This window comes from Streptomyces sp. NPDC088725 (assembly GCF_044751305.1).
Classification (GTDB): Bacteria; Actinomycetota; Actinomycetes; order Streptomycetales; family Streptomycetaceae; genus Streptomyces.
The window spans coordinates 1-21,372 of the sequence record NZ_JBIVLO010000011.1 but is presented as its reverse complement, the minus strand read 5'-3'; the positions used below and the strand labels follow the sequence as shown (position 1 = coordinate 21,372).

At 70.6% G+C, this 21,372-nt stretch carries 21 protein-coding genes and 1 pseudogene; 10 read left to right on the top strand and 12 right to left on the bottom strand.

Going from position 1 to position 21,372, the window contains the following annotated elements:
- The first annotated feature begins 31 nt into the window (after window positions 1-31).
- Genes ACIP6N_RS24710 through ACIP6N_RS24700 form a run of 3 tightly spaced genes read left to right on the top strand, consistent with a single transcriptional unit; the run spans window position 32 to window position 2,579 of the window.
- Window positions 32-286 (top strand): acyl carrier protein, encoded by a 255-nt coding sequence (locus tag ACIP6N_RS24710; RefSeq protein ID WP_401818886.1) that lies wholly within the window; start codon window positions 32-34, stop codon window positions 284-286.
- Window positions 283-1,557 carry a beta-ketoacyl-[acyl-carrier-protein] synthase family protein gene (locus ACIP6N_RS24705; protein ID WP_401818885.1) on the top strand — a complete coding sequence of 425 codons (1,275 nt, stop codon included), beginning with the start codon at window positions 283-285 and terminating at the stop codon, window positions 1,555-1,557. Before ACIP6N_RS24710 ends, ACIP6N_RS24705 begins: the two co-directional genes overlap by 4 nt.
- A complete protein-coding gene (locus ACIP6N_RS24700; protein WP_401818882.1) occupies window positions 1,542-2,579 on the top strand; it encodes an SDR family oxidoreductase in 1,038 nt (345 codons plus the stop codon). The genes ACIP6N_RS24705 and ACIP6N_RS24700 overlap by 16 nt, the downstream gene beginning before the upstream one ends.
- A 42-nt stretch (window positions 2,580-2,621) precedes the next feature.
- On the opposite strand, the gene ACIP6N_RS24695 is transcribed toward ACIP6N_RS24700, so the two are convergent.
- Together ACIP6N_RS24695 and ACIP6N_RS24690 are read right to left on the bottom strand one after the other, a co-directional pair.
- A complete protein-coding gene (locus ACIP6N_RS24695; RefSeq protein WP_401818881.1) occupies window positions 2,622-4,454 on the bottom strand; it encodes a hypothetical protein in 1,833 nt (610 codons plus the stop codon).
- A 159-nt stretch (window positions 4,455-4,613) separates the two neighbouring features.
- Window positions 4,614-5,327 (bottom strand): HAD family hydrolase, encoded by a 714-nt coding sequence (locus ACIP6N_RS24690; RefSeq protein WP_401818879.1) that lies wholly within the window; start codon window positions 5,325-5,327, stop codon window positions 4,614-4,616.
- Between the two features lie 164 nt (window positions 5,328-5,491).
- On the opposite strand from ACIP6N_RS24690, the gene ACIP6N_RS24685 reads away from it, so the two are divergent.
- On the top strand, window positions 5,492-6,616 hold the full coding sequence (locus ACIP6N_RS24685) for a lactonase family protein (RefSeq protein WP_401818878.1): 1,125 nt from the start codon (window positions 5,492-5,494) through the stop codon (window positions 6,614-6,616).
- A gap of 124 nt (window positions 6,617-6,740) precedes the next feature.
- Here the strand turns inward: ACIP6N_RS24685 and ACIP6N_RS24680 are convergent, their stop codons facing one another.
- On the bottom strand, window positions 6,741-7,661 hold the full coding sequence (locus ACIP6N_RS24680) for a sirohydrochlorin chelatase (RefSeq protein ID WP_401818877.1): 921 nt from the start codon (window positions 7,659-7,661) through the stop codon (window positions 6,741-6,743).
- Between the two features lie 95 nt (window positions 7,662-7,756).
- On the bottom strand, window positions 7,757-8,791 hold the full coding sequence (locus ACIP6N_RS24675; RefSeq protein ID WP_401818875.1) for an N-acetylglucosamine kinase: 1,035 nt from the start codon (window positions 8,789-8,791) through the stop codon (window positions 7,757-7,759).
- A gap of 243 nt (window positions 8,792-9,034) precedes the next feature.
- Between ACIP6N_RS24675 and ACIP6N_RS24670 the strand changes: the two genes are divergently transcribed.
- On the top strand, window positions 9,035-9,712 hold the full coding sequence (locus ACIP6N_RS24670) for a uracil-DNA glycosylase (RefSeq protein ID WP_401818873.1): 678 nt from the start codon (window positions 9,035-9,037) through the stop codon (window positions 9,710-9,712).
- Between the two features lie 63 nt (window positions 9,713-9,775).
- Here ACIP6N_RS24670 and ACIP6N_RS24665 read toward each other — a convergent pair whose 3' ends face one another.
- Window positions 9,776-9,949 carry a chorismate-binding protein gene (locus ACIP6N_RS24665; protein WP_401818871.1) on the bottom strand — a complete coding sequence of 58 codons (174 nt, stop codon included), beginning with the start codon at window positions 9,947-9,949 and terminating at the stop codon, window positions 9,776-9,778.
- A 439-nt stretch (window positions 9,950-10,388) separates the two neighbouring features.
- Between ACIP6N_RS24665 and ACIP6N_RS24660 the strand changes: the two genes are divergently transcribed.
- A complete protein-coding gene (locus tag ACIP6N_RS24660) occupies window positions 10,389-11,312 on the top strand; it encodes a CDP-diacylglycerol diphosphatase (protein ID WP_401818869.1) in 924 nt (307 codons plus the stop codon).
- A gap of 144 nt (window positions 11,313-11,456) precedes the next feature.
- Here the strand turns inward: ACIP6N_RS24660 and ACIP6N_RS24655 are convergent, their stop codons facing one another.
- Window positions 11,457-12,536: an NADH:flavin oxidoreductase/NADH oxidase gene (locus ACIP6N_RS24655; protein WP_401818868.1), complete on the bottom strand. Its 1,080-nt coding sequence runs from the start codon at window positions 12,534-12,536 to the stop codon at window positions 11,457-11,459.
- Window positions 12,537-12,679: 143 nt separating this feature from the next.
- Here ACIP6N_RS24655 and ACIP6N_RS24650 point away from each other — a divergent pair, with 143 nt between their 5' ends.
- Window positions 12,680-13,057: an ArsR/SmtB family transcription factor gene (locus tag ACIP6N_RS24650; RefSeq protein WP_401818866.1), complete on the top strand. Its 378-nt coding sequence runs from the start codon at window positions 12,680-12,682 to the stop codon at window positions 13,055-13,057.
- Window positions 13,058-13,110: 53 nt separating this feature from the next.
- Window positions 13,111-13,929 (top strand): DUF6214 family protein, encoded by an 819-nt coding sequence (locus ACIP6N_RS24645; RefSeq protein ID WP_401818864.1) that lies wholly within the window; start codon window positions 13,111-13,113, stop codon window positions 13,927-13,929.
- Between the two features lie 57 nt (window positions 13,930-13,986).
- Here the strand turns inward: ACIP6N_RS24645 and ACIP6N_RS24640 are convergent, their stop codons facing one another.
- Window positions 13,987-14,646: a DUF305 domain-containing protein gene (locus tag ACIP6N_RS24640; RefSeq protein ID WP_401818862.1), complete on the bottom strand. Its 660-nt coding sequence runs from the start codon at window positions 14,644-14,646 to the stop codon at window positions 13,987-13,989.
- Window positions 14,647-14,828: 182 nt separating this feature from the next.
- On the opposite strand from ACIP6N_RS24640, the gene ACIP6N_RS24635 reads away from it, so the two are divergent.
- The gene (locus tag ACIP6N_RS24635) at window positions 14,829-16,325 is read left to right on the top strand and encodes an LVIVD repeat-containing protein (RefSeq protein WP_401818860.1); all 1,497 of its coding nucleotides are present in this window, start codon (window positions 14,829-14,831) and stop codon (window positions 16,323-16,325) included.
- Here ACIP6N_RS24635 and ACIP6N_RS24630 read toward each other — a convergent pair.
- The 5 genes from ACIP6N_RS24630 to ACIP6N_RS24610 all read right to left on the bottom strand — a co-directional run bounded on the left by ACIP6N_RS24630 (window position 16,301) and on the right by ACIP6N_RS24610 (window position 20,306).
- Window positions 16,301-16,957 carry a TetR/AcrR family transcriptional regulator gene (locus tag ACIP6N_RS24630; RefSeq protein ID WP_401818858.1) on the bottom strand — a complete coding sequence of 219 codons (657 nt, stop codon included), beginning with the start codon at window positions 16,955-16,957 and terminating at the stop codon, window positions 16,301-16,303. The two genes, ACIP6N_RS24635 and ACIP6N_RS24630, sit on opposite strands and share 25 nt — an antisense overlap.
- 145 nt (window positions 16,958-17,102) lie before the next feature.
- Window positions 17,103-17,813: an HAD family hydrolase gene (locus ACIP6N_RS24625; protein WP_401818855.1), complete on the bottom strand. Its 711-nt coding sequence runs from the start codon at window positions 17,811-17,813 to the stop codon at window positions 17,103-17,105.
- 11 nt (window positions 17,814-17,824) lie between these two features.
- Window positions 17,825-18,562, bottom strand: coding sequence for a phosphatase PAP2 family protein (locus ACIP6N_RS24620; protein WP_401818852.1), 738 nt, complete (start codon window positions 18,560-18,562; stop codon window positions 17,825-17,827).
- Window positions 18,563-18,595: 33 nt separating this feature from the next.
- Window positions 18,596-19,531 (bottom strand): M56 family metallopeptidase, encoded by a 936-nt coding sequence (locus ACIP6N_RS24615; RefSeq protein ID WP_401818850.1) that lies wholly within the window; start codon window positions 19,529-19,531, stop codon window positions 18,596-18,598.
- Window positions 19,532-19,670: 139 nt separating this feature from the next.
- A complete protein-coding gene (locus tag ACIP6N_RS24610) occupies window positions 19,671-20,306 on the bottom strand; it encodes a DUF5134 domain-containing protein (protein ID WP_401818848.1) in 636 nt (211 codons plus the stop codon).
- A 419-nt stretch (window positions 20,307-20,725) separates the two neighbouring features.
- On the opposite strand from ACIP6N_RS24610, the pseudogene ACIP6N_RS24605 reads away from it, so the two are divergent.
- A pseudogene (locus ACIP6N_RS24605) lies at window positions 20,726-21,372 on the top strand (xylosidase); the annotation flags it as partial.

Below are 21,372 nucleotides of genomic sequence, written 5' to 3'. Positions count from 1 at the left end.
CGTTCTTCCCGCGCTGAAAGGAACAGCCGACATGCTCACCCGCGAGGAACTGGCTCTCGTGCTCAGGACCGCCGTCTCGGACGTCCTCGGGACGGACATCGACGACGTGCGTGAACAGACCAGCCTGCTGGCCGACTTCGGGATCGACAGTCTGGAACTGATGGAAATCGGAGCCCGGTTGGAGCGGGCCCTCGCCCTCCGGGTCGAGATCGAGGACCTGACCGGGGCACACAATGTCGGGCAGGCGATCGACCTGCTCCACCAGCGTGTGGGCGGGCGCGTATGACCGGGGACCACCGCCCCGGCGGACAACCGCGGGTGGTCGTCACGGGCATCGGCGTGAAATCGCCCGCGGGCAACGGGATCGAAGAGGTCTACGCGGCGCTGCTCGCGGCCAGATCCACCGCGGCGGTGGTACCGAGGCTGGTAGAGCAGGGTGTTCCCGTGCAATTCGCCTGCCTGGTACCGCCGTTCGACACCACCGCCTACATCAGCCGCCGCGAGGCGCGCCAGATCGACCGTACGACCGAACTGGTGCTGTGCGCGGCCGTGGACGCGCTGCGCGAGGCCGCGCTGCCGGACGGCCTGCCGCCCGACCGGGTGGGCGTGCAGATCGGCACGGGGGTCGGGGGCCTGCCGAGCATGGAGGCGACGGCGCTGGACCACGGCGCGAAGCCGATGGGCATGCCGGTGCACACCGTCCCCCGCACCATGGCCAACTCACCGGCCTGCCGCATCGCGATGCGGTACGGATTCCAGGGCACCTGCATGACGTACTCCACGGCCTGCGCCAGCGGCACCACCGCCATCGGGGAAGCCGCCCGCAGGATCAGACACGGGGAACTCGACGTGGCGGTGGCCGGCGGTGTCGACGCGCCCGTCACCACGATCATCGTGTCGTCCTTCGCCCGCCTGCGGGCCCTGTCCACCAGGCACAGCGCCCCCGGACTGGCCAGCCGCCCCTTCGACGCGGACCGGGACGGTTTCGTGATGGGCGAGGGCGCGGCCGTCCTGGTCCTCGAACGGATGGACGCCGCCCGCGCCCGCGGCGCCAGGATCTACGGAGAGGTCACCGGATACGCCGCCACCTGCGACGCCTTCCACATCGTCGCCCCGCACGCCGACGGAGAGGCCGCGAGCCGGTGCATGACGCTCGCCGTCGCCGACGCGGGGCTCTCGCCCGCCGACATCGGCCACATCAACGCGCACGGGACGTCCACCGTGCTCAACGACCGCGCGGAGGCCACGGCCATCGACCGGTGCTTCGGCGGCCAGTCACCCCCCGTCACCGCGGTCAAGGGCGTCACCGGCCACCTCGTCGGCGGCTCAGGAGCCCTGGAGGCGGCGCTCGCCCTGGTCTGCGCCGCCCGGGGAGTGGTGCCGCCGGTCGCCAACCTCGCCGGAGGGCCGGAAGCCGCGCTGGTGGACGCGGTCATCGGCGAGCCGCGTGCCGTCGCACACACCCATGTGCTGTCCAACTCCTTCGGATTCGGCGGGCAGAACGCCTGTCTCGTCCTCACTCCGACCAGAGACGAACTCCCATGCGAACCCTGGTAACCGGCGCGACCGGCGTGGTCGGCACCGAAGTCGTCAACCGGCTGGCCACCGACGGCCGAGCCGCCGACCTCACCGTCGTCAGGACCGCCCGGCGGCCCGCCGGCGACACACTCGTACGCTGGCAGATGGGCGCCGAGCCGCCCCCGGCCGAACTGGCGGGACCCTGGGACATCATCGTGCACACCGCGGCATCCACGCGCTGGACCCTCGGCCGCGAGGACGCGGTCGACGCCAACATCCGCCCGCTGCGGGCCGCACTGGACCTGGCGGGACCCGATACGCACGTCGTGCATGTATCGACCGCGTACGTCGGCGGTGTGCGCAACCCCGAAGACCTCAGAGGCGCCGAGTTCGAGGGCTACCGCAACGGCTACGAATGGTCCAAAGCGGTGTGCGAGGAGGTGGTACGCGAAGAACACCGCGGACCTCTCACACTGGTCAGACCGCCGCTGATCGTCGGCCGCCGGGGCGGCGGTGAGATCTCCCGCTTCTCCGGCCCCTACACGATCCTCCAGGCTCTGGTCTCCGGACTGGCCGCGGTCGTGGTCGGCGACCCGGAGGGATACGCCGAGATCAGCCCCGTGGACGAGGTCGCCGCGGCCGTCACCGACGCCGTGCTGTCCGCGCCGCCCGACTCCCCGCGTACGGAAGTGATCGCGGCGGGCCGGGAGAGCCTGCGGCTCGGTACGCTGCTCGACATCATCTGCCGGACCCTCAACGAGTGCAGGGCCGAGCACGGCGTGGCCCCGATCGAGAAACCACCGATCGTCTCCGGCGACACCTGGAACCGCTTCTTCCTGCCGCTCGCCGAGCAGTACCTCTCGCCCTTCCAGCACCAGGCCGTGAAGCTGCTCGCGATGTTCCAGAGTTACACCAGCATGAGTGAACCGTTCGAACCCACCAGGCCCGTCGTTGACCCGGGAGGCGTCATGGCGGCATCCGTCCGCCACTGGGCCGCGCGCAAACCCCGGCTGGCTCTCGGCCGGCCGGTCCCGTGGACCCTGATCGCCACCTCGGCGTGAGGGCTCACGGCCGACGCGTACGGTCTCACCGGCCCGGTCCTGTCACCGGCCGCTCCCCGTGAGCGGGATGCGGACCGAGGTGATGGTCATGGGCTTGTCGGTGACCGCGATCAGGTAGATGCGCGGATGCTTGCCGCCGGGCAACCCGCGGAAGTCACCCGGCGGCTTCACGACGTACTCCGCCGAGGCGTGCGGGGCGAGGGCCGCCGGCCCCGAGCCGACGGTCCACCAGGCGGACGCGCCTTCGGAGACACGGCAGGCGAAGTGGGGGACGAGCGTGTGGCCGGTGGTGTTCACCGCCCGTACCACGACCGAGGTGATTCCCCGGCGCGGCCAGTCGGTCAACCGGGGCGTCAGGCTCATCCGCAGCGGCGGCGGGCTCGCGGCGGCCACACCGGCGCACGCGAGGGCGGGGGCGAGCAGCCCGAGGGCCAGCGCGGCCCTGACCCGGCGGCTGCCCGCCAGCCGGGGTATCACCGGCTGCCACGCGTTGGCCAGAGCTGATCCCGGCACGGTGGCGGCAGCAGCCAGCCACAGCGGTGTCATCAGCAGGAAGTAGCCGTCCTGGGAACGGGTGGCGAGGTAGAAGGGCAGCCAGGGCAGGACGGTGAGGGCGGGACCCAGCCGCCGTACCAACAGGGCCAGAGCGGCGACCAGGCCGAACAGCAGCAGGACACTGGAGTAGGAGTAGAAGTCCAGCCGGCTGCTGCCGCCGGTGAAGTAGTACGAGATACCGATCGCTCCCTGCCCGCGCAGGATCGCCCCCTGGGTCATCGGCAGCAGCGTCCCGGCCATCCACGCCCCGAAGTCCTGGACGGCGAAGTACGCGTTGATCAGCACCCAGGCCAGCGCGGCGAGGCCGCAGTAGCGGGCGACGACGCCGAGGGCCGCCCGGCCTCCCAGCTCGCCGCGCCGCACGGCATGGATACCGACGAGCAGGAACGGCAACAGAAACCAGGCGAGTTGCTGGGACGCGCAGGCCGCGCCGAGGCAGACGGCCCGCAGCGCCCCGTACCGCCCGAGGCGTCCGCCCGCGCCGGTGGACGGCCACCTGACCACGACCGGTACGAGGAGGGCGAAGGCGACGAGAGCGGGATAGCCCGAACGCGCGTATCCGGGCAGCAGACCGAAGCCCAGGCAGACGGCGGTGACCGCCGGGCGCCACGGTGCGGGGACAAGCCGCCACAGCACGACCGTGCCCACCAGCAGGGCGGCGGTGGTCACCAGCGTGGCCGCGGACGCGGAGTGCACGAAGAGGCTCACCGGAGCGGTGAGCAGCGCGGCGAGCGGTGGATACGCGTAGGTGAAGTCGCCGCCGCCGGACATGGTCTTGGTGATGCCGATGCCCGTGTCCTCGAAGAGCCAGGGCCAGGGCCGGCCGTAGACGGGGTGTCCCCGCAGGATCTCCCGCGCGGCCTGCGCGGTGAACACGCCCTCGTCGCCCGCACTGCTGTCCAGCCGGTAGTGGAGGACCAGCAGCGCGATCGCCACGGCCAGGACGCCGGCGTCCACGCGGGCCAGGGCCCTGCGGCCGCGTACGGACAGCGCGAGGACTCCGCAGATCAGGATCCCCGCGTAGCAGACGGAAATGGCTCCCGCGACGGGCGGGTTGACCACGATGCCGTGTGACCAGGCCTTCCGGGTGCCGATGAAGAGACTGATGGTGGCGAGCAGCGTCATCCCGCGGTGCCACTGGGGCGGGGCGGTGTCCGGCGGCCTGTCGTGCTGGTCCTGGCGGTCGTGCCGGTCCCGTTCGTGCCGGTGCGGCCGGGACCGCCGCTGCCGCCGCCGTCCCAGCCGCGCCGGACGGACGGTCACGACCCCGGGCGGGCGGGTTTCCGGGTCTCCGGCATGGGCGGGCAGGGTGTCGTCCACGGCGGCTTCCTTCTCGGTCCGAGCAACCCGGAAAGCGACTGTTCGATCTGCTCCCATGAGAAGTGACACGGCCGGGGACCGCATCCCGGTGGCCGCCACCGGTTCGGCCGGACGGCGCAACGCCCGCGACCCGGTCGGCACGGACCGAGGGACACCAGGTCAGTCCCGTACGCCGCCGGGGCGCGGCTCAGGCGTACCGGAGATCCAGTCGAGCGCGGCCCGCGCCGTGAACTCGGCCTGGCCGCCGGGAAAGAGCAGACCGGCCGTGCGGTAGGCGGGCTGCGAGGCCGTGCCCCGTACGTAGGGAATCGCGATGCAGGGCATACCGGCGGCGTGCGCCGCCGCCACGCCGGGCTCGGCGTCCTCCAGGACCAGGCACCGCGCCGGATCGGCCCCGAGGCGGCGCGCGGCCTCCAGGAAGACGTCCGGTTCCGGCTTGCCGCGGGGTACCTCCTCCGCGGAGACGGTCGTCGTGAAGTACGCCGCCAGACCTGTGCGTTCCAGCGCCACGTCGATGGCCTCCCCGGATGAACCGGAGGCGACCGCCATCGGTACGCCCGAGCCGTGCAGCTGTTCCACGAATGTCCGCATCTCGGGGAAGACCTCGGTGGAGGCGCGTACCAGCTCCAGATAGAGCCGGTTCTTCTCGGCGAGCAGGGTCTCGAGCGGTACGTCGATCGCGTACTCCGCGCGCAGCGCCTCCAGGGTCTCCAGGGTGCTGATCCCGATGAAGCGGCTGTGGTGTTCCCAGCTGAAGTCCTGGACACCGTAATGGGCGAGAAGCCGGCGCCCGGCTTCGTAGTAGTTCGGTTCGCTGTCAACGAGCGTTCCGTCGAGATCGAAGATGACCGCTTGGATGTGCGAAGTGCTCATATCTCCCAGCATGCCAAGTCGGAGGCCGGACGTCAGAGCCGAGGAACCGGACCGGTCCCCCTGCTACCGTCTGCCGCACGGCGGCGGATCGGCCGTCGCGGACCGGCGGTGGCCGGCGCCGGCCTTGCGCCGGAGCGGTTTCAGAAGCGGCAGAGGGGACACGCATGGTGCGTGACAGAGGCAACGGACAGGCGTTCATCGGGTCGTTCACCTCGTCAGGGGGCCACGGCATCATCGCCGCCGAGGTGGACGACGAGACCGGCGCGCTGACGGTACAGGGCACGACCGACGTCGTCGCCGATCCGTCGTATCTCGCACTCGCACCGGACGGCTCCGTCCTCTACACCGTCTCGGAGACGGAAGAGGGCGCCGCGGCCGCCTTCCGGATACCGGCTCCCGGCGCTCCTGACCAGGCCCTCCTGCTGATGGGGCGGCCCGTGGCGGTGTCCGGGTCGAGCCCCACCCATCTGGCGCTCGCCTCCGGCCATCTGCTGACGGCCAACTACGGCTCGGGCAGCGTCACAGCGCTGCCGCTGCGCTCCGACGGCGGGCTCGACGCCCCCGCCAGGGTGTTCCGGCACCAGGGCTCGGGTCCGCATCCCGACCGGCAGTGCGGGCCGCACGCCCACCAGGTGCTGACCGACCCGAGCGGGCGGTGGATCGTCAGCGTGGACCTCGGGACGGACTCCGTACGGGTCTGCGCCCTCGACGCGGCGTCAGGAACGCTCACGGCGCACTCGGAGACGGCACTGCGCGCCGGTTCGGGGCCGCGCCACCTCGCGTTCCACCCGGCGGGCAGCCACGCCTATGTGCTGAACGAACTCGAACCGACGCTCACGATCTGCCGGTGGGACGCACGGCAGGGCGTCCTGGAGGCGGTCGCGGAGACCCCCGTACTCCCGGCGGACGCAGGGACCGACAGCTACGCCTCCGAAGTGGTCGTCTCGCACGACGGACGGTACGTCTGGACGGCCAACCGGGGGCACGACAGCATCTCCGTGCTCTCTCTCGACGGGACACGCGAGAAGGCCGAGCTGATCACCACGGTCGGATGCGGCGGCCGCTGGCCCCGGGACCTCGCGCTCGACCCGGCGGGCCGGCGCCTCTACGCCGCGAATGAGCACTCCGGTGACGTCACGTGGTTCGACATCGATCCGCGGACGGGGATCCCGGCGCCGGCAGGGGCCATCGAGGTCCCTGCGGCCTCCTGCGTGATCTTCGGCCGGCCGGCGGCCCCCTCGTCCGGCATCCGTGCCCCGGAGGCCGTCACGGAGCCGTACGGGGCCTGAGGGCCCGCGCAGGGCCCGGCCGCTCCCCGCAGCGGAAGGCCCGCGCCGAATCGATTCGTGAGGTGATCCGGTGCGGGCCTTTTCCACGCGTACACGCGTACGTGCTTCCCGTACGCGAGCGGTGTCAGTGCGTCGGCGTCCCCTGCGGCTCCGGCACGATGCCCAGCGCCGTCGTGTACTTCGCCAGGACGAGCTTGCCGATCGCCGGGTAGGCACCCAGCGGCTCGGCGGCCCCGCAGTCGGCCTCCTTGAGAGCGGCGTCGAGAAGCCCCTCGGGCGCCTCGGGGCCGACCAGATACGGCGCGAGCGCGAGCTGGGCGGAACCGGAGCCGCGCAGTTCCGCGGCGATCGCGGCGACCGAACCCTCGACGTCGAGCGCCGCGGCCATGACCGGTACGGCGAGACGCGCGGCCAGCAGCATCCCGGTGATGCCGGCGGTCTGGAGCGCCTCTTCGCCGCCCACCGTGGCCAGGATGATGCCGTCGGCGGCCGTGGCCACCGTGAACAGCCTGGCGCGGTCGGCGCGGGCGAGACCGGCTTCCGACAGACGTACGTGCAGCGCCTCGGCGAGCAGCGGGTGCGGACCGAGGACGTCCGTCAGCTCCGCTTCCGAGCCACTGTCCGTGACGGCCTGACCTATCCGGCCGACCAGGGAGTTGTCGGGACCCGCGAGCAGCGGTACCACGACGGCCACCGGGCCCTGGGGCTCCGCGGCCTCGCGGCCGGAGGCCACAGCCAGCTCGTAGCGCTCCGTACGCAGCGCGGCAGTTCCCGCCAGGACGTTCTGCAGTGTCGGGAACTCGGCGTCGTCGCCCTCCAGATAGCCGATCGAGGCGTCGAGCCCGGGCAGCTCGGAGCGCGCGATGCTCATGACCTCTTCGGCGAGACCGCGGACAGCGTCCGAGGGGGTGCCGGGGACGGCGAGAACCAGTGCGGGCGCGCCTTCTGGAGCCGCCACAGGCTCGGGACGGCGGTGGCGCCCCGACTGACGGGGGCGCGGCATTCGTACTGGCAGGCCGGGTGCGGGCCCAGTGGGGGTGCTCATGGCGTCGCATGCTACTGGTTTTGTGGGCGCGGCTGTTCGGGGAGGGGCCATTCACGCTCCCTTTGTCCCTATCTATCCGATAGGTGTTTTTCTGCTCATCCGTCCCTATGTGTCGGAACGTGCAACAGGCGCGGATCGAGGGGCAGTCGGAGGGATTTCGTGGAGAGGGCCGCCGCGACGAACAGTGAACCCGTGAGCGGATCGCCTGCCGCTGTGACGGTCCTGACGCGTGGCAGTAGCCGGGACAGCTCGGTGCGCAGGGGAGCGAGCAGCGGTTCACCGAGTTTGAACAGCCCACCGGTCAGAGCGACTTGAGCGTCGCCGTCCGGTGGGCAGGCTGCTGCGGCGGCCTCTGCGATATGCCGCGCGGCCGTCGCGAGAATCCCCTCGGCGACCGGATCGCCGTCCGCGCAGGCGGCCACTTCCGGAGCGAACGAGGCGAGCACGGCAGGCCGGTCGGCGCGCGGATAGAGCGACGCGGGCAGGCCGGAGGGCGCCCCGAAAACCGCTTCCATTCTGGACAGCAGTGCGGGTGAACCTCCGTGACGCCCGTCGTACGCGCGCAGGGCCGCCTCCAGGCCGGCCCGGCCGATCCAGGCACCGCCGCCGCTGTCGCCCAGCAGATGCCCCCAGCCGTCCGCGCGGTGCCAGCCCGTCAGATCCGTACCCAGCGCGATCATGCCCGTGCCCGCCGCGACGACCGCGCCCGGCCGCTGGCCGAGCGCTCCCGCGTACGCCGTGACCGCGTCCGCGGCGAGCGCCAGCCGGCTGACGCCCAGGGCGCGTTCCAGCGCGGCGGGCAGTTCGGCGCGGAGCCCGTCGCCGAGCGTCGCCATGCCGGCCGCGCCGATCGCGACGGCCGAGAGCGGTCCGCCGCCGGCCCGCGCGAGCAGCGTGCGTGCCGCGGGCAGCAGTTGGGCGAGCAGATGCGCGGTGTCGAGACCGGCAGGACCGGTGCGCACGGGCTCGTCGGAGGCCGTGACGGCGACGGTCGTGACGTCCGCCGCCGGGATTCCCGCCGGGTCGGGGGATGCCGCGGTGGCGGTTGTCGTGGCGGAGCGCGCCCCGGTGAAGCCGAGCGCGATCCGCAGGCCGGAGCCGCCCGAGTCCACCCCCAGCACCCAGCTCATGGGAGCCGCCGTTCCGTGGGCCGCGTTCCCGGGCGGGCGGGGAGACGGAAGCCGGTCGACGCGATCACGGGACGCGACGGACGCCGTCGCTCACCGGCACGTGCCCGCGTGACCTCATGAACCGTCTCCAGGAAGAAAAAGAAGGGGGAGTGACGGCGGCAGCGTACCCCCGTTCCCCGTGGAACACCGAGCCGCCGGACCGGCCCTGGGTACCCGCGCCGCGGGTAAGTAGAGTGACGTCCCGTGACAGCAAGACCGTTGAGTGAAGTCGTTGAGCCGGGATGGGCGCAGGCGCTGAGCCCCGTCGCCGGGCGTATCGCCGCGATGGGTGACTTCCTGCGCGCGGAGGTCGCGGCCGGCCGCACCTATCTGCCGGCCGGCGCCAACGTCCTTCGCGCCTTCCAGCAGCCCTTCGACGAGGTGCGTGTCCTGATCGTCGGTCAGGATCCCTATCCCACGCCGGGAATGGCCATCGGGCTGAGTTTCTCGGTGGCGCCCGAGGTGCGGCAGCTGCCCGGCAGCCTGGAGAACATCTTCCGTGAGCTGCACGGCGACCTGGGGCTGCCGCGCCCTTCGAACGGTGATCTGACGCCGTGGACGCGACAGGGCGTACTCCTGCTGAACAGAGCACTCACCACAGCGCCCCGCAAGCCCGCCGCCCACCGGGGCAAAGGCTGGGAAGAGGTGACGGAGCAGGCCATCCGTGCGCTGGCCGCCCGTGGCAAGCCACTCGTCTCCATCCTCTGGGGCCGCGACGCCAGGAACGCCCGTCCGCTCCTCGGCGACTACCCGGCGATCGAGTCCGCCCACCCCTCTCCGATGTCAGCCGACCGCGGCTTCTTCGGCTCCCGGCCCTTCAGCAGAGCCAACGACCTGCTGATCGGCCAGGGAGCCCAGCCGGTGGAGTGGCGGCTGCCGTAGCTGTACTGCCCGGTGAGGCCGGTGGCGCGTCCTGCGGGCCGTTCGCCCGGTCGTCGGCGCCGATCATGTGAGGGTCTGGCCGGACGGTTTCCCGCGGGTCTCCTCGAACTCCCGGGCCGGATGCGAGTCCCCGACGATCCCGGCGCCGGCGCGCGGCCAGGCGTGACCGTCCCGCTCGCAGAGGGCGCGCAGGACGAGCGCCGCGTCCGTGGAACCGTCGCTCGACGCGGTGAGCACGGCGCCGGAGTGCCGAGCTGAACGTCCCGTTCGGCGCCGAGCCCGTACGCCCGTGTGCCGGCCGGCCGCTGTGTGGAGAACGCCCCGCCGGTATCGGGAGAACCGCACGCGACAGGCCGAGCGGTCCGCACTCGTCAGTGCGGTCGAGGACCGCCCCGTGCGGCGGATCGCTCTCGATGTGAGCCGCGGGAGTGGACCGGCCGAGCGATGACATCCCGGTCGGCATCCCTGCCGACCGGGATGTCATCGGTGCTCTGCCGGCTTCCACCAGGTCTCAATGGTGGAAAAAGCGACGCTCGCTCATCCAGTCGACAGGGCGAATTACGAGCCACCGCTACCCTGTGTGCGAATCGGTGAGGAGTGGAAACCGGGCGAGATCGCGCTACCCCGCCCATGGTCGGTAATTCCAAGCAGCGGTCATCACCAGAGGAGATCACGCATGGATGATCACAAGAATTCGAACGAGGTTTCTCGGCGTCAATTCGTTGCGTTCTCCGGAGCCGTGGGCGCGGCGACGCTCCTGGCCGGTGCGGGAGCAATCGGCAGCGCGGCTGCGGCAGCCGGCCCGGTGCACGGAGAGCCCTCGGCCGGCTCATGCCCCACTCCCCCTCCCGGTGCAGGCCAGAGCCCCTGTCCCCCTGCACAGCTTCAGTCCGTCTGCGGCAGTCCCACCGACAATGATCCGCTGTGGAATGACGTCCAGTACTGCACTCACGGGACGCCCCCGCCGCCCCCGCAGACCAGGCCCAACTGCCTGAAGAAAAGCCCGGATTATGTGGTGCTGCATGGCAAGCCCGAGACCCGGCACAATTACCTCCTGGCTCCCAGTTGCCGGATCACGGGTATCGAATGCCCGTTTCTCGTGACCTCCGGCGCGGCGAACTACTGGAATGACGCATGGGAGAACGCGAGGAGCGGGGGAAGCGTCCCTGTGCAATACCCTAATATCGGACTGGGGATCAACTCGCAGCACGCCCGGCGCTTCAACCAGCTGCACATTCACATGGCCGGAGTCCGGCCGGGCACGCAGAGACGGCTGCAGGAACTCGACACGATGGGCCGCATCGCCACTCAACCCGCACAATGGGGTGCCGTGCCCTACCAGGCATCGATCTCGGGCCCCCAGGGTTCAGGAGATCGGACCTACCGGCTCCTCAGGCTGCCCAACCTCGGGCAGAACCTTTTCATGCTGTTGTACCGGTATGTGGTCATGCCGGCCGGGCTGGACATGGCAAACCAGACACTGATCGTGGTGCCGAAGATGACAGCCGCCGGGTTCGCAGGGACTTTCTATGTCCTCAACAGCGACAATTCGCTCCACGACGGTACGAGCACGTGTGACTACTTGCTTGTGTACGGCTGACTGCTGTCGGTTCGGATCGTCATCGGCCGGGGCCGGGCGATCAGCGACCGCGCGCGGACATCTGAGAGCCGTTGCCGTGGCGGATGGGCGAGAGTGCGCCCATCCGCCGGCAACGGCTTTTCCTGCGTCACGCGCCCGCGCGGATCAGACGGCGCGGAGGTACTGCGGCGGGGTGTGTACGGTGCCGCCCAGCTCCGCGGCGGCGTGGCGCGCCCAGGACGGGTTGCGGAGCAGTTCGCGGCCCAGCAGTACGGCGTCGGCCTCGCCGTTGGCGAGGATCTTCTCGGCCTGCACAGGGTCGGTGATCAGACCGACGGCCGCCACCGGGAGCTTCGTCGCGGCCTTGACCTGGGCCGCGAAGGGCACCTGGTAGCCGGGACCGAGCGGGATGCGCACGCCGGCCGCGTTGCCGCCGGTGGACACGTCGAGCAAGTCCACACCGTGGGCGAGCAGTTCGTCCGCGAGGCGTACCGTGTCGTCGGCGGTCCAGCCGCCCTCGTCGAGCCAGTCGGTGGCGGAAACCCGGAAGAAGACCGGGAGTTCGTCGGGCCACACCGCGCGCACGGCGTCAACCACCTCGAGGGCGAACCTCGCACGGTTCTCGAAGGAGCCGCCGTACTCGTCCGTACGGTGGTTGCTGTGCGGTGAGAGGAACTGGGCGATCAAGTAGCCGTGCGCGCCGTGCACTTCGGCGACCTGGAATCCGGCGTCCAGCGCGCGCCGGGCCGCCGCCGCGAACTGTCCGACGATCTCCTTGATCTCGTCCACCGTCAGTTCGGCGGGCAGTTTGTGGCCCTCCGTGAACGGCAGCGGGCTCGGTGCCACCACGTCCCAGCCGCCGTTCTCGGAGGCGACGGGGCCGCCGCCCTCCCACGGCCTGCCGTTCGACGCCTTCCGTCCGGCGTGGGCCAGTTGGATGCCGCTAATTGTCCCCTGGGATGCGAGGAAGCCGGTGATCCTGCGGAAGGCCTCGACCTGGGTGTCGTTCCAGATGCCGAGGTCCTGCGGGCTGATCCGGCCCTCGGGGCTGACGGACGTGGCCTCGGTGAGTATCAGCCCGGTGCCACCGGTGGCACGGGCGGCGAGGTGGGAGAAGTGCCAGTCGTTCGGCGCACCGGCGTCAGGACCCGTCGCGTCCGCGGAGTACTGGCACATCGGCGCCAACCAGACACGGTTGGGGATGGTCAGCGACCGCAGGGTGTACGGCTCGAACAGTGCGCTCACGGGGGCTCCAATTCAGGCGGCATAGGGCGGTGACCTGCGCCGAACAGGCGCGAGGCCTACTCGTACGGTACCCGTCGTAGTAAGGCGCATGTCAAACTACGGCGGCGCTCGTACAATGAGGGCCCCGATGAAGTGGAGCCGTCGTGTCCGTCGCCCCCAGCACTCGCGAACTCGCTCACCCGCTGTGCGACGAGATCCGGCTGGAGAGCGTCCTGCACGCGCTCTCCGATCCTCTGCGGCTGCGCGTCGTCCGCGATCTCGCCCTCGCCGAGCAAGAATTAACCTGTTCGCACTTCGGTCTGCCCATCACGAAATCGACGCTCACGCACCACTTCCGGGTGCTCCGCGAGAGCGGTGTGATCCGGCAGATCTACCGGGGCACGGCCAAGATGAACGGTCTGCGCAGGGCGGATCTGGACGCCCTTTTCCCCGGCTTGCTCGACGGTGTGCTGGGTGCCGCCGCGGCGCAGGAGGCGCGGCTCGGGCGGACCCGGATGCGCCGACAGGGTGCCGTGCGGTGACGGCCGTGCGTGCCCCGGCAGGGGAGGGCGGATTGCCCTATTAAGTTCAGAGTGTGTCGGAACATAAACTGATCTCCGCCCAGAGCCCTGATGAGACCCTCGCCCCCGCGCCGCCGAGGTGGGAGGTGCAGGGGTACGGCACCGTCACGGGAGCGGGCGAGGAGCAGGACGGTGTCACGCGGTGCGAGGTGCGCCCGCCCTGGCTCGATGTCCGGCTGACCTTCGCCGACGGCGCCAGGCTCGACGTACTCGCGGTGGTCCGTGAGGGGCGGATCGCCATCGAGGACGCCCAGGCGGACCCGCCCCTGGCCCTCGACGGCCTCGCGGCTCTGGCCGAGGTGATCCGGGAGGCGCTGGAGGATGCCTGTCAGGCGTTCATCGGGCCGCCCCGGGGACTCGAAACGGAGCGGGGGGAGCCGGTCATTCCCGTTGCGCTGGCGGAGCCGGTCGTTCCGGTCGTCCCTTTCGTCCCGACGGAGCTGCTGGACCTGCCGGAACCGGCCGAAACGCACCTCGCAGGGCCCGCGAAACCGGCCGAATCGGCTCCGGAGCCGACCCTGGCGGACGCACCGGTCCTGTGCGAGGCGGCCTCCGCCGACGAAGCGACCGGCTTCGGAACGCCCGGCGGTGGCGAGGCGCGGACCGGCGGGGGAGCGGAGCTGCCCGGCAGGCACCGGGCCCGCCCGTCCGCGCCGCGCGGTTCCGCGGGACGGCGCGGCGCCGCGGATGTCTACCGCACGGCGCAACGGGAAGGCGGGGATCCGGTTCTCGCCGTGATGGCCGCCACCGGCCTCAGCCGCCGCAGAGCGCTCAGACTGATCGCGGGCGCCCGGGACGAAGGGCTGCTGACGCCCCGTCACCAGCGGCGCTGACGCGCCGGGCGTCGTATCGCGTCGCCTTCCATGCCGCCTCGCCCTGCTCGCCCCGCGTCACATCGAGCGCATGCGGCTCATCTCAGCGGTCTGCTGTGCGATGACGTCGGTCGCCATCTCCTCGATCTGCACGTTGTTGCCCTCGGAGAGCACGTCCGTGGCCATCGTGATCGCTCCCTGGTGGTGGGCGATCATCAGCTCGAGGAAGAGCGCGTCGAAGTCGGCGCCCTTCGCGGCGCGCAGGTGCGCGAGTTCGCCGGCCGTGGCCATGCCGGGCATCATGCCGTGGTCATGACCTTGCTGGTTCTTGGGACTGCCATTGCTTTTCAGCCAGGCTTCCATTGCCCCGATCTCCGGCTTCTGCGTGGCGGTGATGCGCTCGGCGAGCCGCTTCACCGCCTCCGAAGCGGCCCGGTCGGGGGCCAGCGCGGTGAGTTCCAGCGCCTGGCCGTGATGCGTGATCATCATCTGCGCGTAGGTGATGTCAGCGGAATTGGGCGTGTTGTCGGGGGCGGCCTTCACGGCCTCCTCGGGCGAGAGCGTACGGGCGGGTTCCCCCGGCTTACCCGGTGCCACCACGCCTGATACGCCGCCGCTCGTCGTCCGCACCGCACCCGCGTCTCCCGACTCGCAGGCTCCCAGGGCGAGTACGGCGGCCACCGTCGCTGTCGCGACGACGGCCCTGAGGGCGCGCGGGGTCCCGCGGCGGATCAACACAGTTGCCTCCAGAGGTGCATGACGGGTGGGTGGGTCAGGACCGTCTTAACACGCTTCGTCGTTCGGGCGATCGAACACTTTCATTACGTCTCTGTTGCCATCTGTTGAGATGTACATGAGGTGGAGCATACTTCCAGGTCAGCGAACCGTTCTATCGCGAACGGACAACAAGGGAGGACGCTTTGACCTCGTTGCGCATCACCGGCGTGCGGCGCAGACGCCTGGGCGTGGCGGCAGCCGCCACCGGACTCTTCGTCACGCTGCTGACCGCCGGACCCGCTTCCGCCACGCCGGACCCGGGTGACACCGCGGCCCGCCGGCAGATCTCCGCGGGGCAGGCCGCCGAAGCGACAGCGGCCATCAAAAAGGGCGAGATACCCGGCGTGGACGAGATCGTCCACAGCGACAACATCACGCACCTGGCCAATGTCCCCAAGGACGCGCTCACCGATCTCAACTCGGACCTGACCTTCCAGGGCAAGTACGCCTTCGCGGGCAACTACTCCGGTTTCCGTATCTTCGATCTGAGCAACCCGAAGTCCCCGAAGACGGTTGCGCAGGTGCTCTGTCCCGGATCGCAGAACGACATCACCGTCGACGGTGACCTGCTCTTCCTGTCGACCGACTCCTCGCGCAGCGACAACTCCTGCAACAGCACCACGCAGCCGGCGACGGAGAAGTCCTCCTGGGAGGGCATGAAGATCTTCGACATCAGCGACAAGCGGAACCCGAAGTACGTCGCCGCCGTGGAGACCGCGTGCGGCTCGCACACGCACACGCTGGTCCCGGAGCGCAAGGACGTGTACATCTACGTCTCGTCGTACTCGCCCAGCGAGACCTTCCCGGACTGCCAGCCGCCGCACGACGGGATCTCCGTCATCAAGGTGCCGCGCAAGGCCCCTCAGAAGGCCGCGGTCGTGAACTTCCCGGTGCTCTTCCCGGACGGCGGCAACCCGGGCGCTCCCACCAACCCGGGCGTCTCGGCGACCACGGGCTGCCACGACATCACCGTGCTGCCCTCCAAGGACCTGGCCGCCGGTGCCTGCATGGGTGACGGCATCCTGTTCGACATCAAGAACCCGGAGCGCCCGAAGGTCATCGACCGGGTCCAGGACAACACCAACTTCGCCTTCTGGCACTCGGCGACGTTCAACCAGACCGCCGACAAGGTCGTCTTCACCGATGAGCTGGGCGGCGGTGGCGCCGCGACCTGCAACGCGGAGATCGGCCCGAACCGCGGCGCCGACGGCATCTACGACATCGTCGGCAAGGGCGACCACCGCAAGCTGGTCTTCCGCAACTACTACAAGATCCCCCGCTACCAGGCGGACACCGAGAACTGCGTCGCGCACAACGGCTCGCTGATCCCGGTCAAGGGCCGCGACATCATGGTCCAGGCCTGGTACCAGGGCGGCGTCTCGGTCTGGGACTTCACCAACTCCGCGAAGCCGAAGGAGATCGCGTACTTCGAGCGCGGTCCGCTCTCCACCGACACGATGCAGACCGGCGGTTCGTGGTCGGCGTACTACTACAACGGCTACATCTACTCGAACGACATCGCCAAGGGCTTCGACGTCCTGAAGCTCGACGACGCGAGGACGGACTCCGCGAAGCGGGTGCGGATGGACGCGCTCAACGTCCAGACGCAGCCTGACTACTTCAAGGACTTCGCCCACTGAAGAGGGCTGTCTTCCTGACCCGTTCCGCCGGACGGCTCGCCGTCCGGCGGAACGCCGTACTCCCACGCGAGTCCGTAGCGCTGGAACAGCTCGGCCCGCAGCCGCCGCGCCGGCATCGGCGCGCCTGGCATCAGCACCGCGAAGACCGCGCCCATCAACAAGGCGCGCAGCAGCGGATAGTCGGCCTCCACGTCCGGTGATCCGTACCGTGTCACCGTCTCGCTCAGCAGCACGCTGAGCCGCTGCTGCTCGGGGCACTGCACGAAGCCCTCGGCCTGCAGCACGCCGGCCATGTGCGCGCGCATCACGACGGGACTGTCCGCCGCGAGCCCCAGGACGGCGTCGATCGCACGTGCCATCAACTCCTGCCCGTCCTCCGTGCGCGGTTCACGCGTCAGAGCGGCTTCCAGCGTCTGGTGCATCAGCCGGTGCACGGCCGACTGGAACAACTGCCGCTTTCCCGGGAAGTAGTACGACACGAGACCGCGGGCGGAACCGGCCCGGTCGGCGATGTCGGTCAGCGTCGTGGCCTCGTAGCCGCGCTCGGCGACCAGGTCCACCGTCGCCTGCAACAGCCGTTCCCGGGAACGTCGACGACGTTCTTCATTGACCGACGCGCTTCGCGGGGACATGCTGGACTCCTGCGTTGACTGGTTCTCAGCCAGTATACTCAGCGTGTTCCGTGCCAGGGCCTTTCCTGCCTGGTCGGCGGGGCTGTCGCCTGCCTTGGGCGACGCGGGGGATCGCCCAAGGCAGACGGGATTTCTCGCAGGTTGCTCAGGACCGGGGACCCTGGCCCGCCAGGTCGAGTACGGGGCGCAATCCGGCCGGCCGTTCCTCCACCGGCAGGTGGTCCACGAAGTGCACGGTACAGCCGAGTTGGACCGCACCGCCGTCGGCCCTGCGGTCGTCCCCGACCATCAGTACATCGTGCGGATCCTGCCCCAGTTCCTCACAGGCCGTCTCAAAGAGCCGCGCGTCGGGCTTCTGAATACCGTGCTCGTACGACAGCACGTATGCGTCCACGAACGCGTCGAGGCCGTGCGCGCGGAAGACGGGCCGCAGATCCCAGCCGATGTTGCTGACCACCGCGATACCGAGTCCGCCGCGCCGCAGAGCGCCGAGCACCTCGGCCGCGTCGGCGTACGGGCGCCATGCCGCCGGTGTCATATGGCGCTCGTAGAGCGCGTCGTACAGGGTCGGGAGGGGCAGCGGCACCTGCCTGGCGAGGCCGGTGTAAGCGGCGCGATGCTGCTGGGCGCTCGCGTCGCGTGCGGCCCAAACGTCCGCCAGATCCGGCGGTACCTGCTGCGGCGAAGGCCCGCCGGGCAGCGCTCCCGCGACGGCCAGCCGCATCGCGTACCGCCGCACCTCGTCCGGGGGCACGCTGTGGCCCGCTTCGTCGAGTACGGCCTGTAGCCAGGATCCTGCGGATTCGATGCGGAAGAGGGTTCCGGAGAAGTCGAAGAGCACAGCCTTGAACGTCATGAGCCCGATCCTTACCGGGCGACGGTGTCCTGGACAAGGCCGGGAGTGTGTACGCGGCGGTCATATGCGGTGAGCGACAGCGCGACGACGCAGCCGCCGAGCGACCAGCCGGCCAGCACGTCCGAACTCCAGTGCACTCCGAGCCACAGCCTGGTCAGGCCCACCCCCACGACCGACAGAGCCGCCGCCGCCACCGCCGTACACCACACCCAACGGGCGGTTGTCCGGCGCCGCAGCAGCCAGAGCAGCAGCCCGCACGTCACGGCGGCCGTCAGCGCGTGACCTGAGGGGAACGACGAGAAATGGGCAGAGCCGACCGGGTCGTGCCAGCGCGGCCGGTCCCGGTCCACCGCTGCCTTGAGGATCTGCAGGCAGGCCGTACCGCAGGCGCTTGTGACCGTGACCCAGAGTGCGAACAGCCGCTCGCCGCGCAGAAACAGCAGAATCACGGCAACCGCCGTCACGGCGCGCATCGTCAGGGGATCCCACATCCAGTCGCTCAGCACCCGGACCGCCCGGGTGAGGGCCGGATCGGCGACCGCCCGCCGGTGCAGTCCGACAGCGGCCGCACGGTCGAAGGAGAGCAGCGGATCCCACTGGGCGACCACCAGCGCCGTCAGCAGGGCCGAACAGAGCGCGAAGGCGACGGCCGCGCGGAGCGGCGTGATGAGCGGGGGACGCGCAGGCGGGGCCGGGGGAGCAGAGGGGGACGGGAAGGAAGCCGGAGAAGGAATCGGGGGCGGACGCATGGGGTGAGCCTTACCGAAGAGGCGCCCCGCAAGCTATCCGAGGGCACGCAGTCCCGGCACCAGAGCGACGACCAGCGGAACCACCGGCACCAGTGCGGCCGCCGCGGTCAGCCGCAACCGGCGCCCCGCGGTGAGCCGGGGAACCGGTGAGAGCAGCCGGTTGACCCGCTGCGGCAACTGCGCGTCCGGGGCCGGACCGGGGCCGAACACCCCGCGTTCCTCGTTGAGTTCGACGAGGGCCAGCGCGATCGTCCGCCGTCCGAAGCGCCGCGAGGCGACATCGTCGGCGGCCAGCTCGACCAGCCGGTGCATCTCGTCGCGGAAGGCGGCGAACACCGGCACCTGCGGAAATCCGTTCGCCAGCGCGCCCGAGCAGTGCAGCAGCCAGTCGTGCCTGGCGCGCGCGTGGCCCTGCTCATGGGCGAGCACGGCATCGAGCTGACGGCCCTTCAGCCGGCGCAGCGCCGCCGTCGTGATGACCAGTTGAGGCGCGGCGCCCGGCAGCCACCACGCGTCGGGCCGGTCCGCCTCCAGCACGACCAGCGGCGCCTCCCCCGGTTCCTCGCCGGGCAGGACGGGGGAACGCACGAGCAGGTCGTCGCGGCTCTGCCGGCGCCGCCTTCGGGCCCGGTGAATCTCGCGCGTGAGCATCGTGGCCGTCCACAGACCGCCGCTCGCCAGGACCACCGCCAGCACGGCCGACCACGGGCGGTGCGCACCCAGGGCGTAGGCCTCCACCACCCCGTGCGGGGCGGGCGCGAACACATGCCCGCGTACGGCGGTCCAGGCCGCGGCGGCGCTGAAGGTCATGGACAGCGCGAAACTCAGCAGCACGGCCGCCACCACGCACTGCCATACCCAGAGGGCCACGACGGGCTCCCGCTCCGGCCATTCGGCGCGCGCCAGCAACCGCGGTGTGACGACAGCGGCCACCACACCGAGCAGCAACAGCGCCAGGGAGACCATCATGGTCACCAGCCTATGAGGCGCGCCCTCCCAAGGGGAGGAACCCGCACGGCAAGTGAGCTACGCCACGTGTGCCCACCGGAGCGGGTGGCGCGCGAGTGGCGAGCGAACCGCGTGGCACCGGCGCGGACACCGCGTCGGTTCAGAGCGTGAGAAGCATCGCCAGCATGGCTATGCCCATGGTGAGCCGGCAGGCCGTCGCCAGCTCGGGCCGGTCGCCCCAGGGCACCGTGAGCCCACCGCCCCCGCTGCCCGCAGCCGTGGGCACGGGAAGCAGACGCCCGCCCGCCCACAGCACGTATCCGGCGAAGTAGACGAGCAGCGCGCCGGTGGCCAGGGGCGCTCCACCGCCGGAATGCATGCTGTGCGCCCCGCCGGGCGCCGCGGCCATCGCACCCGCCATGTAGACCATGGCGAGCATGCCCAGCAGGTGGTGCAGGTGATGCGCGGTCCCGCGATCCCTCCCGCCCCTCCCGCGGACGGGAGCCGGCGGACGCGGCGCCGTGACACCGAACACCGCCGTCACACCGAACACCGCTGTCGCGGCGAACACCGCAGCGACGCCGAACAGCGCCGCGTATCCGAGCCACACCCACCGGGGCGGCTCCAGCACCGCCGCGGGGACGGCCATGGCAGCCATCCCGAACCCCATCAGGGCCTCGCTCCCCGCCGTACCGCGCTGCCCGCCCGCCCCGCCACGCCACCGGAGCAGACAGTAGCTCCCGGCCGCCGCGCAGAGCGCGACAAGCAGCCAGCCGGCCGTTGCCGGTCCATGCACCTCGCACCTCCCCCGTCGAGCGCTGTCGAGAGGGAAGCTGCCCCGTGGAATCGGGGCACATACGGGCGCAAGGGGGCGCTTGGTGGTCAAAGGGGGCACGTGGGGAGTCATTGGGGGAGCGCGCGGGGGCTCACGCGCCGACCGGCAGCAGGGTGGGCAGGACCCGGCGTCCGCCTCCGAGATCCGCGCCGCAATTCGCATTTCTCCGGAAAGGGAAAGCGTAAAGAAAATCAGCTGACACGCCGATTCAATTCTTGGCCGAATGCGTCATGTCCGCAGCCTTGTGGTCGGCCGCACGCCCCGACTACCTTTCACAGGCGTGCTCTTGGGAGCCTGGTGGACTGCCGCCACCTGTTGAACCCCCCATTCCCAAGGACCTTGCGCATTTCTGGCAGATAACTACTGGGAGGAAATCCTCCATGAGTATGTCACGACGCTCGGTCATCGCTTCCGCGCTGGCTGCCACGGCCGCGATCGGCGGTGTCACCGCTGCCTCGCAGGCCGGAGCGGCCGAGCCGAGACGCCGTAGCGCCTTCGGACCCGCCGCGAGCCCCGCCGGTGATGTGGTCGGCAAGATCACCGTGGGCTATCAGGGCTGGTTCGCCTGCAAGGGCGACGGCGCGCCCATCAACAGCTGGTGGCACTGGAGCCAGAACGCCGGCCAGCCCCCGTCGCCCGACAACACGACGCTCGTCTCGTGGCCCGACATGCGTGAGTACGACCACAGCTATGTCACGGCGTACGGCGATCTCGGCAGTGGTCAGCCTGCCGCGCTGTTCTCGTCCTGGGATCAGCAGACGGTGGACACGCACTTCCGCTGGATGCGGGAGAACGACTGCGACACCGCCGCCCTCCAGCGCTTCAACCCGTTCGGCGACGAAGGCCCGACCCGCGACGCGATGACGCAGAAGGTGCGTCAGGCGGCGGAGGCGAACGGCCGGAAGTTCTACATCATGTACGACGTCAGCGGATGGACGTCGATGCAGCAGCAGATCAAGGACGACTGGACGTCCAAGATGAAGGCGTACACCGCCTCCAGCGCCTACGCGCGGCAGAACGGCAAGCC